Annotated in this window: 16 protein-coding genes and 3 tRNA genes; 10 read left to right on the top strand and 9 right to left on the bottom strand. The window is 70.7% G+C overall.

The genetic code is table 11. The features are described from left to right. Positions 1-54: 54 nt before the first annotated feature. Positions 55-915, top strand: coding sequence for a zinc metalloprotease HtpX (gene htpX / locus H180DRAFT_RS11685; protein WP_055485933.1), 861 nt, complete (start codon positions 55-57; stop codon positions 913-915). Positions 916-1,265: 350 nt separating this feature from the next. Here htpX and H180DRAFT_RS11680 read toward each other — a convergent pair whose 3' ends face one another. Beyond that, positions 1,266-1,754, bottom strand: coding sequence for a YajQ family cyclic di-GMP-binding protein (locus H180DRAFT_RS11680; protein WP_055485932.1), 489 nt, complete (start codon positions 1,752-1,754; stop codon positions 1,266-1,268). 188 nt (positions 1,755-1,942) lie between these two features. On the opposite strand from H180DRAFT_RS11680, the gene H180DRAFT_RS11675 reads away from it, so the two are divergent. Next, positions 1,943-2,024 (top strand) — tRNA-Tyr (locus H180DRAFT_RS11675). 35 nt (positions 2,025-2,059) lie between these two features. Here the strand turns inward: H180DRAFT_RS11675 and H180DRAFT_RS11670 are convergent. The 5 genes from H180DRAFT_RS11670 to H180DRAFT_RS11655 all read right to left on the bottom strand — a co-directional run bounded on the left by H180DRAFT_RS11670 (position 2,060) and on the right by H180DRAFT_RS11655 (position 5,153). Next, the gene (locus tag H180DRAFT_RS11670; RefSeq protein ID WP_079100021.1) at positions 2,060-2,794 is read right to left on the bottom strand and encodes a GDSL-type esterase/lipase family protein; all 735 of its coding nucleotides are present in this window, start codon (positions 2,792-2,794) and stop codon (positions 2,060-2,062) included. Positions 2,795-2,894: 100 nt separating this feature from the next. Then, a complete protein-coding gene (locus tag H180DRAFT_RS11665) occupies positions 2,895-3,296 on the bottom strand; it encodes an ACT domain-containing protein (protein ID WP_055485988.1) in 402 nt (133 codons plus the stop codon). 323 nt (positions 3,297-3,619) lie between these two features. Beyond that, positions 3,620-4,192, bottom strand: coding sequence for an OsmC family protein (locus H180DRAFT_RS11660; RefSeq protein ID WP_055485931.1), 573 nt, complete (start codon positions 4,190-4,192; stop codon positions 3,620-3,622). Positions 4,193-4,388: 196 nt separating this feature from the next. Continuing rightward, positions 4,389-4,538: a hypothetical protein gene (locus tag H180DRAFT_RS29800; protein ID WP_159033574.1), complete on the bottom strand. Its 150-nt coding sequence runs from the start codon at positions 4,536-4,538 to the stop codon at positions 4,389-4,391. 165 nt (positions 4,539-4,703) lie between these two features. Next, positions 4,704-5,153 carry a DUF7144 family membrane protein gene (locus H180DRAFT_RS11655; protein ID WP_055485930.1) on the bottom strand — a complete coding sequence of 150 codons (450 nt, stop codon included), beginning with the start codon at positions 5,151-5,153 and terminating at the stop codon, positions 4,704-4,706. 219 nt (positions 5,154-5,372) lie between these two features. On the opposite strand from H180DRAFT_RS11655, the gene H180DRAFT_RS11650 reads away from it, so the two are divergent. After that, entirely contained in the window at positions 5,373-6,005 is a 633-nt protein-coding gene (locus H180DRAFT_RS11650) for a GAP family protein (RefSeq protein ID WP_055485929.1), read from the top strand. 140 nt (positions 6,006-6,145) lie between these two features. Next, positions 6,146-7,120: a YihY/virulence factor BrkB family protein gene (locus H180DRAFT_RS11645; protein ID WP_254665979.1), complete on the top strand. Its 975-nt coding sequence runs from the start codon at positions 6,146-6,148 to the stop codon at positions 7,118-7,120. Between the two features lie 46 nt (positions 7,121-7,166). Here the strand turns inward: H180DRAFT_RS11645 and H180DRAFT_RS11640 are convergent, their stop codons facing one another. Together H180DRAFT_RS11640 and H180DRAFT_RS11635 are read right to left on the bottom strand one after the other, a co-directional pair. Next, positions 7,167-7,838, bottom strand: a complete 672-nt coding sequence (locus tag H180DRAFT_RS11640) for an NAD(P)H-binding protein (RefSeq protein ID WP_055485928.1) — start codon at positions 7,836-7,838, stop codon at positions 7,167-7,169. Between the two features lie 64 nt (positions 7,839-7,902). Continuing rightward, positions 7,903-9,423 carry an amidohydrolase family protein gene (locus H180DRAFT_RS11635; protein WP_254665978.1) on the bottom strand — a complete coding sequence of 507 codons (1,521 nt, stop codon included), beginning with the start codon at positions 9,421-9,423 and terminating at the stop codon, positions 7,903-7,905. A gap of 232 nt (positions 9,424-9,655) precedes the next feature. Here H180DRAFT_RS11635 and H180DRAFT_RS11630 point away from each other — a divergent pair. The 6 genes from H180DRAFT_RS11630 to H180DRAFT_RS11605 all read left to right on the top strand — a co-directional run bounded on the left by H180DRAFT_RS11630 (position 9,656) and on the right by H180DRAFT_RS11605 (position 12,283). Further along, a tRNA-Thr gene (locus tag H180DRAFT_RS11630) sits at positions 9,656-9,728 on the top strand. A gap of 46 nt (positions 9,729-9,774) precedes the next feature. After that, positions 9,775-9,847, top strand: a tRNA-Met gene (locus H180DRAFT_RS11625). A gap of 91 nt (positions 9,848-9,938) precedes the next feature. Beyond that, positions 9,939-10,103 carry a 50S ribosomal protein L33 gene (rpmG, locus tag H180DRAFT_RS11620; protein ID WP_003948671.1) on the top strand — a complete coding sequence of 55 codons (165 nt, stop codon included), beginning with the start codon at positions 9,939-9,941 and terminating at the stop codon, positions 10,101-10,103. Between the two features lie 133 nt (positions 10,104-10,236). After that, the gene (locus H180DRAFT_RS11615) at positions 10,237-10,716 is read left to right on the top strand and encodes a MaoC family dehydratase N-terminal domain-containing protein (RefSeq protein ID WP_055485927.1); all 480 of its coding nucleotides are present in this window, start codon (positions 10,237-10,239) and stop codon (positions 10,714-10,716) included. Continuing rightward, a complete protein-coding gene (locus tag H180DRAFT_RS11610; protein WP_055485926.1) occupies positions 10,716-11,147 on the top strand; it encodes a MaoC family dehydratase in 432 nt (143 codons plus the stop codon). The genes H180DRAFT_RS11615 and H180DRAFT_RS11610 overlap by 1 nt, the downstream gene beginning before the upstream one ends. Positions 11,148-11,227: 80 nt before the next feature. Then, the gene (locus H180DRAFT_RS11605; protein ID WP_055485925.1) at positions 11,228-12,283 is read left to right on the top strand and encodes a UDP-N-acetylmuramate dehydrogenase; all 1,056 of its coding nucleotides are present in this window, start codon (positions 11,228-11,230) and stop codon (positions 12,281-12,283) included. Between the two features lie 125 nt (positions 12,284-12,408). Here H180DRAFT_RS11605 and H180DRAFT_RS11600 read toward each other — a convergent pair whose 3' ends face one another. Next, positions 12,409-13,422: an adenosine deaminase gene (locus H180DRAFT_RS11600; protein WP_055485924.1), complete on the bottom strand. Its 1,014-nt coding sequence runs from the start codon at positions 13,420-13,422 to the stop codon at positions 12,409-12,411. Between the last annotated feature and the right edge of the window lie 155 nt (positions 13,423-13,577).

The following is a 13,577-nucleotide window of genomic DNA, read 5'->3' as shown; positions in this document are numbered from 1 at the left end:
GTGGCACGACCACGCGGCTCAGGGTTCCCCTGCTGCACCACTGGAGGGCGTACTGTGCACCGGCACAACGGGCTGAGGACAGCCGTGCTCCTCGGGGGACTGTCGGCACTCATCATCGTCGTCGGCAGCTTCTTCGGCCGTGCGGGCCTCGTCGTCGCGCTGCTGGTGGCCCTCGCCACGAACGGCTACGCCTACTGGCGCAGCGACAAGATCGCCCTGCGCGCCATGCGGGCCCGCCCGGTCAGCGAGTTCGAGGCGCCGCAGCTGTACCGGATGGTCCGGGAGCTGTCCACGGCGGCCCGCCAGCCGATGCCCCGCCTGTACATCTCGCCCACGCAGGCGCCGAACGCCTTCGCCACCGGCCGCAACCCGCGCAACGCGGCCGTCTGCTGCACCGACGGCATCCTCCGCCTGCTCGACGAGCGTGAGCTGCGCGGTGTCATCGGCCATGAGCTGAGCCACGTCTACAACCGGGACATCCTCATCTCCTCCGTCGCCGGGGCCCTCGCCTCGGTGGTGATGTTCCTCGTCAACTTCGCCTGGCTGATCCCCTTCGGACGCGGCGACGACGACGACGGCCCGGGCCTCTTCGGAATGCTGCTGATCATGATCGTGGGGCCACTGGCGGCCACCGTCATCCAGCTCGCCGTCTCCCGTTCCCGCGAGTACGAGGCGGACGCGTCCGGAGCGCAGCTCACCGGCGACCCGCTCGCCCTCGCCTCCGCGCTCCGCAAACTCGAAGCGGGCACCAAGCAGTTGCCGCTGCCGCCGGAACCGAGGCTGGAGGGGGCGAGCCACATGATGATCGCGAACCCTTTCCGCCGCGGAGAGGGCGTGACCCGCCTCTTCTCCACGCACCCGCCCATGGCCCAGCGCGTCGCGCGCCTGGAGCGCATGGCGGGGCGACGCGGGTAGAGGCCGCCGCGCGAACGGTACGGAGGCGGCGAGGAGTTCGCCGGACGAAGTGGACCGACCGGCCGCCCCGGGAGCCATGCGATACCGCGCACTCGGCACGTCGCCCCTCGCCCGGCGCGGTCACGGCACCCGTCGCCCGGCGCCCGGCGCGGTCACGGCGAGGGGCACGACCGGGACGGCGCGTGATGCCGGCCTCGTCGTGCCCCTGGGTGCCATGTGCCGCGTGCTGCGCCCCGGCGACGCACGCGTACGCGCGCCCGTGGATCCGCAGATCAACGATCCGCCGCCCGGCGCCAGTTCGGTACTGTGCAGCGTCAGTTCGGTACTGCTCAGCGGTAGTCGAGGACCGCTCAGCGGTAGTTCACGAACTGCAGCGGGAAGTCGAAGTCCTTCCCCTTCAACAGCGCGATGATCTCCTGCAGATGATCGCGGCTCTTCGAGGAGACCCGCAGTTCGTCGCCCTGCACCTGGGCCTTGACGCCCTTGGGGCCCTCGTCGCGGATGACCTTCGCGATCTTCTTGGCCTCGTCCTGCGCGATGCCTTCCTTCAGCGTCGCGAAGATCTTGTACTCCTTGCCGGAGGACTGCGGCTCGCCGGGGTCCAGCGCCTTGAGCGAGATCCCGCGCTTGACCAGCTTGGACTGGAAGATGTCGAGAACGGCCTTCACCCGCTCCTCGGCGTTGGCCCGCATCTCGATCCGCTCGCCCGACCACGCGATCGAGGCGTCCACGCCGCGGAAGTCGTAACGCTGCGAGATCTCCTTGGCGGCCTGGTTGATGGCGTTGTCAACCTCCTGCCGCTCGACCTTCGAGACGATGTCGAAACTGGAGTCCGCCATGGTGAGTTGGCTCCTCGTGATTGATCCGTCAGAGAAGCGGTCCGCGACGCGCACCGCGCGGTCAGCCTAGCCACTGAGCAGCGCCCGCACCCCTGATCAACCGGGTGGCGAAGCACCCCGGGTCATCGGGTATGGTTTACACCGTTGCCACGGAGCACCGCCCAAGGGCGGGCCGGGCAGCAATCCCAGGCGGTGTGCCCGAGCGGCCAAAGGGAGCAGACTGTAAATCTGCCGGCTCAGCCTTCCTAGGTTCGAATCCTAGCGCCGCCACAGACGAACAACCGGCCCCTGACCAAGCATGACGGTCAGAGGCCGGTTCGTTTGCGGTCAGTGTGGAACGCTGCTGCGGCTCCTTCCCCTCTGGCGGGTGCCTCCTCGTGCACGCGGGGCAAGGTCCGCAGCCAGTCCCGCCAGTGTGGCGCGATCAGGGCGGCGATCTCGTCGTAGCCCCCGGCGCCTGGGTGTGCGCCGTCACCGGCGCGTACTTCCGTTCTCCATACGGCACTGCTCCGCAACCGCTGGTGTACCGGGACGTAAGGGACGCGGGCCTCGCTGCAGACTCGGGCGAATCTCTCGCCGAGCAGGGCAATGCGGGCATTCTGGTCCTCGTCGTCGACGGGCGGTGGGGCAATCACCAGGGCTGGCCAGCCCCGGTCTGCGGATCGCCGAAGGATCTGGGACAGGTTGGCGGACGACTCGTCGGGTGCGACGCGCGGGCGGCCTTCTTCGAGGGCGGTGTCATTGACCCCGAACGACAGGACGACCCGCGGATCGTCACAGTCCTGCAGTCTCTGAGTGCACTCGTACTGCCAGCGAGCGAGGATGTCGGAGGAAGTCTGGCGCCGCACACCGAGGTTGTAAGCGGTGACCGGTTGTCCGTCGGTGTATGTGCGGGCTGCGAGTCGTCCGGCCCAGCCGAGGCAGAGGGGGTCGCCGGTGCCGGCGACGAACGAGTCCCCGACGAAGCAGACTCGCAGATCACGAATCACGCAAGGATCGTGGCCCTGCTGGGTGCCGGCACGGGGAACAGGGCCATCCATCCTCCTCGATTGCATACAAGTACCTTATCTTGTATGGGTATTCGCGTGCTCTTGTTCGGTCACCCGGAGCCGTCTGACTGGACGACATGAGTCGGCCCACTCAGAAGGGCTGTCGTGCCAGGTTCTCCAGCGCCGCCATCGCATGTGCGGATCGCTCATGCGGCACGAACAAGTGATCGTGATGGAAGCCGGCAACCACATTGCAGCTCAAGCCGGAATCGGCGAGCTTCCGCGCCACGGCAGCCGTCAGGCCGACCGCTTCGAGCGCCGAGTGAACCCTCAGCGTGATCCATCCCGCCACGTAGTCGTAGGCCAGTCCGGCCCCATCTGCTTCCCGCTGCGGCAGGACCAGTGTCAGGCCCTCCTTCTCGGCGACCGTGACGACGGGCGTCACCCCTGGAGGTGCGGCGCCGGCTTCGACGGTGGTGAACACATATGCGCCCGGATGCAGTTCGGGGCTCATCTCGGCCAGCAGTCTTCGCAGGTCGTTCTCACCGGGCACCATCGACACCTTTCACGCAGGGGCGCCATTCATCTTCCCCGTGCCGCCGATGTCTGACGAGCGGTCATGCTGCAGCCTGGCCGTTCCGGGCTGCCGAAACCGGGCGCCGGCCAGTGTGATCGCAGGGCGCAGCTTGTCGGGTCGGCCGGCCACGCATTCGAGAGCGCGGAGGCCGGTCTGCCAGGACCCGCAGATTCCGAAGGGACCGGAAAGCCTGCCTTCCGAAGGGACCGGAACGCCCGGCGGGCGTCAGCCGTTTGCGGCAGAGCACACCGCCCGGGCGGCGCCGCCCGGGCGTACATGCTGCTGCTCGAGCTCGAACGTCACATCGTGCCGCTCACGGTCACCGGCACCTTGTTGGTGACGATGTCGAAGACGGGGGAGCGGCGTTGGGCGGTCTCGACGAGCTGCCGGACCTGCTCCTCGCCGCCGTCGCAGTCGATCTTCATATTGACGCGTATCCCCTCGTACCCGTTGCGTATGTCCTCGTCCATGCCGAGGAAGCCGCGCAGGTCGAGGTCTCCTTCGAGGCTCGACTCCACCCGGCGCACGTTGATGCCTTTCGCGGCGGCGTGGTAGACGAGCGACGTCGTGAGGCATGCGGCCAGCGCGTGGAGCAGGGCCTCGGTCGGGTTGGGGCCCTCGTCGTGTCCGAGCAGCGGGAGCGGTTCGCCGGCGTCGAACGTGAACGTCTGCTTCCGGGTGTTGTCCTCGGCGCCCGCGCTGCGGAAGGACGCGAGGGCGGAACGGTTGTGAGCGCCGTCCAGCCACTCGTTCGAGGCGCGGAACTGGAAGTCGGCACATGTCACGTCCGTGTCGATCGCTTCGATCGTCGCCTTCAGCCGCTCGGTGTCGACTCCGTTGACGATTGAGGCGGGAGCCTGTGCGGAGGCCATTGTCGGTCACCTCTCCAATGCGGTGGCGAGTGGTGAGGTCGCGACCACGGCCCGGAGCCGCCGGGCCGGGCCACGGCTTCTCTCCTCCGATGCTGGGCGCGAAAGGTCCCGCAAGGAAGGGCCACCCGACCCGGAAGGGGGGCCACTGGCCCTGTGGCCGGGACCGTCGGTCCCGGTTCTCGGAGGGGGCGCCGCGTCAGCCGCCCTTCGTGGCCCGGATCGAGTACATCAGCGGCATGCTCGGGTGCCCCGCCGGCAGGCGGAAGCCACCGGAGGCGCACCTCTCCATGTCCGGGAAGCCCCGGAAGGCCAGGGTGTCGTGCTCGTGCAGGAACTCGATCCGCAATGCCGGGGACCGTACAGCCCGGCCGTGCGGCCCCGCGCTCGATTTTGCGGCGACGCAACAGGGCCCTGGCAGGGGGGCTCGGCGTGGGCCGCGGCGCGGTGACGACGCGGGCACAGCGAGGGCCCCGGACCAGCTGTGGGGCCCGGAGCCTTCGCCTGCGCGGTGCTACGTGGACATCTGTGATCGTGTGCCCATGCCCGCGCACAGCGCCCAGATGATGAACACGTCCAGCGCCAGCGTGATCAGTGCCCAGAGCGGGAAGTAGGGCAGCCACATGAAGCTGGCGATCATGCCCAGGCCGGCAAGGGTTATGCCGACCCATCGGGCCCACGTCGCACCCGTTATCAGCACGGCGATACCGGCGACTGCTATCGCTGCGCCCAGGAACAGGTGCACCCATCCCCAGCCTGTGAGGCTGTAGTCGAAGGCGTAGCTCTGCGTCGACGCGAAGACGGCGTCCTCCTGCAGGGCTGCCACACCGGCGGAGACGCCGAGCAGCCCGCCGAAGAACATCAGCGCTCCGGCCAGCTTCGTCCAGCCGGAGAAAATCGCCGGCTTGCCGGTACCGCGTACGGCGGTGCCCGCATGCGCGCCGCCGGCAGCATGAGTTGCCATGTCGGGACCCTCCCTCTTGCAAGGTCTGCCTTCACCTGTTCAGGTGCTTATGTCCTAGTTTGGCAGAATCTCGATAACCTGCGACCGGAGACGTCTTCCCAGCTCAGAGGGCATGTACGGCGCCATGTCCACGCCGCTCCCGACCGCCACCGACGGCCGCCGGCCCGCCCGGCGGCTCGCCGCACGGCCGGCGGCACCGGGAGACGGGAAGCTGATGGCGTGACGCTCGAAGTACTGCCGCTCGCCATCACGACGATCGCCGGACCCCAGATCATCTCCGCGGTCATCCTCACGACGACCCGCGCCCCGTACCGGCTCTCCGGAATGTTCCTCGCGGGATTCATGGTCTCCGTGCTCGCCGGAACCGCAGCCGCCTACGGGCTCGCGCAGTTGCTGGACTTCGGCGGCACGGGCCACTTGCAGAGCCGGGGCTCGACCGGCCGCATCATCCAGTACGTGCTGGTGGGCCTCCTGGTGGTGCTGGCCGTCAAGAACTACCTGGGGCGGCGCACCGCCGAGCCGCCCAAGTGGCTCGGTGCGCTGCTCACCGCGAGCCCTGCGAAGGCGTTCAGGGTGGGTCTGCTCCTTGCGCTCCTGATGCCTTCCGACCTCCTGGTCATGCTCACCGTGGGCATCTCGCTGCGCAGCGACCCGGACGGCTACTGGGGAGGACTGCCCTTCTTCGGCGCCGTCCTGTTGCTCATCGCGCTGCCCCTGATCACCTTCACCGTCTTCCGCCGCCGGATGGCGACGGCCATGCCGCGTGTGCGGGACTGGCTCAACTCGCACAGCTGGCTCGTCAACATCTTCTGCTGCGTGATCTTCATCCTGATCATCCTCGGCGGCACCTGAACGGGCACGGCCGTCCCCGGCAAGCGACGGCGTGCACATACCCTCGATGTTTCCGCCCGCCCGAGGCGGCCAGACGCGTACGAGCCCCCAGCATCCTCAAGCCGGCGGGCGGAGGTCACCAGCAAGGCGGAGGGGTACGAGTGAGCACAGGCGTGACCGGGGGAGAGGCCGGGGGAGCGGACGGCGGGCGCGGGTCCGCTCCGCGTGCCGGAACGCTCGCTCCGGCGGCCACGGGGGGCGTCCGCGGCGATTCACGGGCGGCGCGCTTCCTGCCCCGCACCGGCGAGTGGCGCCTCGCGCTGCGCCGCACGCCCGTCTCCGTCTGGAACGACGACGTCACCGACTGGGCCGCCGCCCTGACGTACTACGCCGTGCTCGCGATCTTCCCCGCCCTGCTCGTGACCGTCTCGGCCGTCGGACTCGGCGGAACTGACGCCACACACGAGCTCATCGCGCGCGTCACGACCGTCCTGCCCGCCGAGTCCGGCGAACTCATGGCGGGACTGCTGAAGGACATGGCCGCACAGAGCAAGGCTGCCTGGCTGCTCGCGGTGTTCGGCACCGCGGGATCGCTCTGGTCCGCGTCCAGTTACCTCAGCGTCTTCCGGCGCGCACTGCACGCGATGCACCGGGTCGAGGACCACCGGCCCGTGTGGCGGACGGTCCCCCGGATCGTGCTGACCGCGCTGGTGCTGCTCACGCTGCTCGTCTCCAGCGTCTTCGTGCTGATGCTGAGCGGCGAGGTCGCCCGTACGGCAGGAGGGCTCCTCGGCATGGACGACTTCGCCGCCGGCGCGTGGAACACGACGAAGTGGCCGCTGCTGGTGGGCCTGGTGGCGGTCCTCGTGCTGGTCGTCTTCCGCACCGGGCCCGCCGGGACGCGAGGCGTCCGCAAGCGCGCGCCGGGCGGTGCGCTCGCCGTGCTGCTGTGGCTCGTGGCGTCGCTCGGCTTCGCGCTCTACGCCTCGCACTTCGGCACCTATCACCGGCTGTACGGATCGCTCGCCGGGATCGTCGTCTTCCTGGTGTGGCTGTGGATGTCCAACCTCGCGCTGCTCGCGGGCGCGCAGTTCAACGCCGAACTCGCCAAGCTGCGCCGCGGCGCGGACAGTTGAGCCTTCCCACCGCGGCGGTGACCGCGACCCGGCCCCCTGGCGCGCGTCAGCGCAGCGCGACCTGCGCCACGGCCTCCTCGACGGGCGTGTCACCGCTGACCAGTTCGAGAGTGAGGCCTGCCGTGCCGGGCGCGTGCAGCAGCGCCCCGAGCACCGACGCGACATCGTCACGCGGCACTTCGGCGCGTCCCGTGTGCTCGCCGAGCCGCACCTTGCCCGTACCGGGGCCGTCGGTGAGGCGCCCGGGCCGCAGGACCGTCCAGTCGAGCGCGCCGCGCGCCCGTACGTCGTCGTCCGCGGCTCCCTTGGCCCGCAGATACGTGGCGAACACCGGATCCATGCCGGGAGGGGGCTCGGTGAGGGACGCGTCCGCGTTCATGGACGAGATGATGATGTAGCGCCGCACGCCCGCCTGCTCCGCCGCGTCGGCGAACAGCACGGCCGCGGCCCGGTCCACCGTCTCCTTGCGTGCCGCGCCGCTGCCCGGGCCGGCTCCGGCGGCGAAGACCGCGGCGTCGGCGCCCCTCAGGTGGCCGGCGACGTCCTCCACGGAGGCCGACTCCAGGTCGCAGACGATCGGCTCCACACCTGCTTCCCGCAGTTCGTCGGCCTGTTCCGGGCTGCGGATGATGCCTGCGGCCTCGTCCCCGCGCCAGGCGAGCAGACGCCCCAGTCGCATTGCGATTTGACCATGTCCACCAGCGATGACTGTGCGCATGCCGTCGACGGTACGTCACCCCCGCCGCGGGACGGATGGTGAGACACCGTCAGTTGGCGGGCGCTCAGCCTTGGGACTGCCTCGGCAGATCGAATTCCGACGTCCCGGTGAAGTCGCAGAACTCGCGCGCCGCGCTGGTGCGTGCGACAACACGCCCCCGGTGCACGACCACCCGGCTGTACGCGAGCGAAAGCGCCCCCGCCAGTTCCGTACCGCGCACGGCCAGCAGCTCCGCGGGGAAGCCCGCCTCCACCCGGACCTCGGGGAGGCCCATCGTCGTGCGTGCCCGTGAGCAGACCGCGTCGTAGGCGTCCTCCGGTCCGGCCTCGCCGTGCGACGCCAGCAGGTAGGCGGCCTCCAGCGGATCGCCCCTGCCGACCGTGTTGGCCGCGTCCCGCAGCGCTCCGCTTCCCGCCGCGACGGTCACGCCCGCCGCCCTGAGCAGCCGTACGGGCGCCACGCGCGAAGGCGCCGTCTGCGAAGGACGCTCCAGCACACCGCAGTTGCCCTGCGGCAGGCAGACGACGGTGACCCCCGCGGCGGCCAGCCGCTCGGCCGTCCGGACCGCCGGCTTGTGCGGCATCCGGGCGAGCCCCGCACACGGCCCGATCGCGACCCCCGGGCGCAGCCCGCCCGCCGCGGCGGCAAGCCGGGAAAGCCGCGCCGGATCGGCGCCGTCCGTGTGGAGGTCGACGGGGCAGCCGTGCTCGGCCGCGACCTCCAGCACGGCGTCCACGTAACCCGCCGGATCGGGGTCGAGGTCGGGGCAGCCGCCGATGACGGAGGCCCCCATCTTCACCGCGTCCCGCAGCATCGACAGGCCGTCCGCGCCCGCGACACCGGTCAGCAGCCGGGGCACCGCCACGGTGCTCAGCTCCACGAGTCCGCGCAGCGCCCGGCGCGCCTGAAGCACCGCCTCCAGCGAGCGCAGGCCCGCGACGTCGCCGATGTGCACATGTGTCCGCGTAGCCGTTGCGCCCAGCCCGAGCTGCTGGAGGGCGGCCTCCGTCGTGCGCCGTTGTACGTCCTCGGGGGCGCTGCGGGGCGGGCCGGCGGAGGCGGGTGAGACGGCTGTGAGAGCGGTGTCGTAGTGGGCGTGTGCCTCCGCGGGCGCCGGGAGCAGCAGGTACCCCGCGAGGTCCACGCGTGCGGCGCCCCCGGACTGCGGACCCTGCGCGAGGCTGCCGGCCGTCCCGACCGCTTCGATGCGGCCGCCGCCCAGGCGGACGTCGACGGTGCGGCCGTCGGCGAGACGGGCGCCGCACAGCATCAGGGGACGCGGAGAGGCGGCGTCACCGGTGAGGTCGCGGGGAGTGGCGGACTCGCGGGGGGAGCTGTCGGCCGAGTCACGCGGCGGAGATGCTTCGGCATCGGGGCCGTCGCTCCCGGGGGAGCCGCCGGGACGGGCGTCGTCCCGGGATGCCGCGTCGTCGGGGGGTGCCGCGTCTTTCCGGGACACGGGGACGTCACCGGCCGGGCCGCCCTTCGCCCGGCCCTTCTCGGTACCGCCGTCGCCCTGGTCCGCGTCGGATCCGTCGCGCGGGCCTTCGCCGTCGCCCGGCCTCTCTGACTGGCTGTCGGCCATCGCACTCCCCACATCGGCGGATGATCATGATCACGCAGCGTGAGTCGAGAGTAGGCCGCCTGCGGGGCACCGGCGAGGAAGAGGCGAATAGTCGTACTGACGTGGTGCGAGGCCGTGTTGAGGCCCTCGGCGACGCCGGACGAGGCCTTCCAAGCGGGTCCCGGAAGGGGGCTTGACGGGTCCGATACGGATTTCACGTTTGGCTGTCAGACGTGTAATGTCTTCACCGCTCGCCCCAATAGCTCAGTCGGCAGAGCGTCTCCATGGTAAGGAGAAGGTCAACGGTTCGATTCCGTTTTGGGGCTCTGATGTGTGAGATCTCCCCTCGGGAGACGGGAGTCCGCGCATCGTGGCGGTGTAGCTCAGTCGGTAGAGCAAGCGGCTCATAATCGCTGTGTCACCGGTTCAAGTCCGGTCACCGCTACTTCACCGAATGTAGCCGATTGTGGGTTCGGTCCTTCGATCGGCTACTCTTCCTGCTTGTCTGCCCCATCTGTCCGTCAAGGAGCACTCACGTGGCTGCCACCGACGTCCGCCCGAAGATCACGCTGGCCTGCGTGGAGTGCAAGGAGCGGAACTACATCACCAAGAAGAACCGGCGCAACAACCCGGACCGTCTTGAGATGAAGAAGCACTGCCCGCGCTGCAACGCCCACACGGCGCACCGCGAGACGCGCTGAACCAGGCCCTGTCACGAGGCCGTCCCCGCATCGGGGGCGGCCTCGTGTCGTTGCCCGACGCGGCTCCCGGCCGCTGCCGACGCTCACGGGCCGGCGGCCGCTGCCTCATCACCGTTCAGGAGGTGACGCGCCCATGGCGCTAGACCAGTCCTTCGTCGGGCGGAGCTATCCGCCCACCACCCCGTACGAGGTGGGACGCGAGAAGATCCGCGAGTTCGCCGAGGCCGTCGGCGACGCCAACCCGGCCTACACGGACCCCGCGGCGGCCGAAGCCCTCGGGCACCCCGACGTGATCGCGCCGCCCACGTTCGTCTTCGCCATCACCTTCCGTGCCGCCCGCCAGGTCACCGAGGACCCGCAGCTGGGCCTCGACTACAGCCGAGTGGTGCACGGCGACCAGAAGTTCGCCTACACCCGTCCGGTGCGGGCGGGCGACCGGCTCACGGTGTCCTCGACCATCGAGTCGATCAAGTCGATGGCGGGCAACGACATCCTCGACGTGTGCGGCGAGGTGCACGACGAGTCGGGCGAGCACGTGGTGACCGCCCACACCAAGCTCGTCGCCCGCGGCCCCGAGGAGGAGCCGCCGGCGCAGGGGACAGGGGGAGCGTGATGGCAGCAAAGGTCGCATACGCAGACGTCGAGGTGGGGACGGAACTGCTCGCGTCCACCTTCCCCGTGGACCGTGAGCGCCTGGTGCGCTACGCGGGGGCCTCCGGCGACTTCAACCCCATTCACTGGAACGAGCGTTTCGCCAAGGAGGTCGGACTTCCCGACGTCATCGCCCACGGCATGTTCACCATGGCCGAGGCGATCCGGGTCGTCACCGACTGGACGGGCGACCCCGCCGCCGTCGTCGAGTACGGAGTGCGCTTCACCCGGCCCGTCGTGGTGCCCCACGACAAGGGCGCCTCGATCGAGGTGAGCGGAAAGGTCGCCGCGAAGCTCGACGACGAGGCACGCACCGTGCGCGTGGACCTGACGGTGATGAGCGCGGGCCAGAAGGTCCTGGGCATGTCCCGGGCCGTCGTGCGGCTCGCCTGACCGGCACCGCGCGTCGGAGGCTCCGGAGCCGGGCGCTGCCGAGGGGCGCCCGGCCCGCCCCCTCTCGTACGCTTGAGCGCGTGCAGGAACTCCATGACGCGCCCCTCGCCCCGCTGACCACCTTCCGGCTCGGCGGGCCCGCCACCCGTCTCCGTACCGCCACGACCGACGAAGAGGTCGTGGCCGCCGTCCGTGAGGCCGATGTCGCGGGCACACCTCTGCTGATCATCGGCGGCGGCAGCAACCTCGTCATCTCGGACGAGGGCTTCCCGGGCACCGCCCTGCGCATCGCCACCGCCGGATTCGGACTCTCCGGCACCCGTCTGGAGTTGGCCGCGGGGGAGAACTGGTCGGACGCCGTCGCAGAGACCGTCGAGGCGGGCCTCGCGGGCATCGAGTGCCTCGCCGGCATCCCCGGTTCCGCGGGCGCGACGCCCATCCAGAACGTGGGCGCGTACGGGCAGGAGGTCTCCGCGACCATCACCGAGGTCGTCGCCTACGACCGTCGCGCGGACGAGACGGTCACCATCCCGAATTCCGAGTGCGGCTTCTCCTACCGCCACAGCCGTTTCAAGGCCGACCCGTCCCGCTACGTCGTCCTCCGTGTCCGCTTCGAACTGGAGGACGCCGGTGGCCTGTCGGCGCCGCTGAAGTACGCGGAGACGGCGCGCGTCCTCGGCGTGGAGCCCGGCGACCGGGTGCCTGCGCAGACCGCGCGTGAGACCGTCCTCAAGCTGCGCGCGGGCAAGGGAATGGTGCTCGACCCGGAGGACCACGACACCTGGTCGGCGGGGTCCTTCTTCACCAACCCCGTACTGGACGAAGAGGAGTTCGCCGCCTTCACCGCCCGCGTCGCCGAGCGCCTCGGCCGCGACGTCGCGGCACCGGCGTTCCCCGCGGAGGACGGCCGTACGAAAACCTCGGCGGCCTGGCTCATCGACCGCGCCGGCTTCACGAAGGGCTACGGCACCGGCCGGGCCCGCATCTCCACCAAGCACACCCTCGCACTCACCAACCGCGGAGACGCCTCGACGGCCGACCTGCTGGCGCTGGCCCGTGAGGTGCGGGACGGGGTACGGCAGGCCTTCGGCGTCACCCTCGTCAACGAGCCCGTGACCGTCGGCTGCTCGCTCTAGCGACAGCCGAACATGCCGGGCGCGTGCAACCAGCGCGCGATTCCGCCGAGGGCGTGTCCGCGAGCGGAGGGGGCCCAGCCGCCGGCGGAATTCGCGGCAGGGGTCGTCCGTCCGCCGGACAGCCCCTAGGCGAGCCACTTGTCGATGCCGGTCAGCGCGGTCTCGCGCGCCCCCGCGGGCATCGCCGCCGCGCGCACCGACTGCCGTGCCAGTTCCGCCAGTTCGTGGTCCGTGAAGCCGTGCGCCTCCCGCGCGATGCCGTACTGCGCGGCGAGCCGGGAGCCGAACAGCAGCGGATCGTCGGCACCGAGGGCCATGGGCACCCCCGCATCCCAGAGCGTGCGCAGCGGCACGTCCTCCGGCTTGTCGTACACGCCCAGTGCCACGTTCGAAGCCGGACAGACCTCGCACGTGACGTTCCGCTCCGCGAGCCGTGCCAGCAGCGCCGGGTCCTCCGCCGCCCGCACGCCGTGGCCCACGCGGGAGGCGTGCAGGTCGTCCAGGCAGTCGCGCACGCTGCCCGGTCCCGTCAGTTCGCCGCCGTGCGGTGCGGCCAGGAGTCCGCCGTTGCGCGCGATCGCGAACGCCCGGTCGAAGTCGCGGGCGAAACCTCTGCGTTCGTCGTTGGAGAGTCCGAAGCCGACGATGCCCCGGTCCCGGAAGCGGACGGCCAGCCGTGCGAGCGTCCGGGCGTCGAGGGGGTGTTTCATCCGGTTCGCCGCGACCACCACCCGCATCCCGAGACCGGTCTCGCGGGACGCGCTCTCCACGGCGTCCAGGATGATCTCCAGCGCCGGGATCAGGCCGCCCAGCCGTGGCGCGTACGAGGTCGGGTCCACCTGGATCTCCAGCCAGTGCGACCCGTCCCGCACATCCTCCTCCGCGGCCTCCCGCACCAGCCGCCGGATGTCCTCGGGCTCGCGCAGGCAGGAGCGCGCGATGTCGTAGAGCCGCTGGAAGCGGAACCAGCCCCGCTCGTCCGTCGCCCTCAGCTTCGGGGGCTCACCGCCGCTCAGCGCCGACGGCAGGTGCACACCGTACTTGTCGGCGAGTTCCAGCAGCGTGGACGGACGCATGGAGCCCGTGAAGTGCAGATGCAGGTGGGCCTTGGGCAGGGTGTTCAGGTCTCGGACAGCCATCCACAGATCCTGCCGCAAACCTCCCGTCCGCCGGTAGCCGCCCGCCCCTGAACGGGCGCCCGGCCGAACGTGAGGACGGTCCCGCGGTGGCGTGCACCGCGGGACCGTCCTCACGTCTGCGCCGAGGGCCTGTGCGAGGCCCTCGGCGGGGCTGC

This window comes from Streptomyces sp. WMMB 322 (assembly GCF_900090145.1).
In the GTDB taxonomy this organism is placed as follows: Bacteria; Actinomycetota; Actinomycetes; order Streptomycetales; family Streptomycetaceae; genus Streptomyces.
The sequence above is the reverse complement of the archived record's forward strand: the minus strand, read 5'-3'. Positions and strand labels throughout refer to the sequence as shown.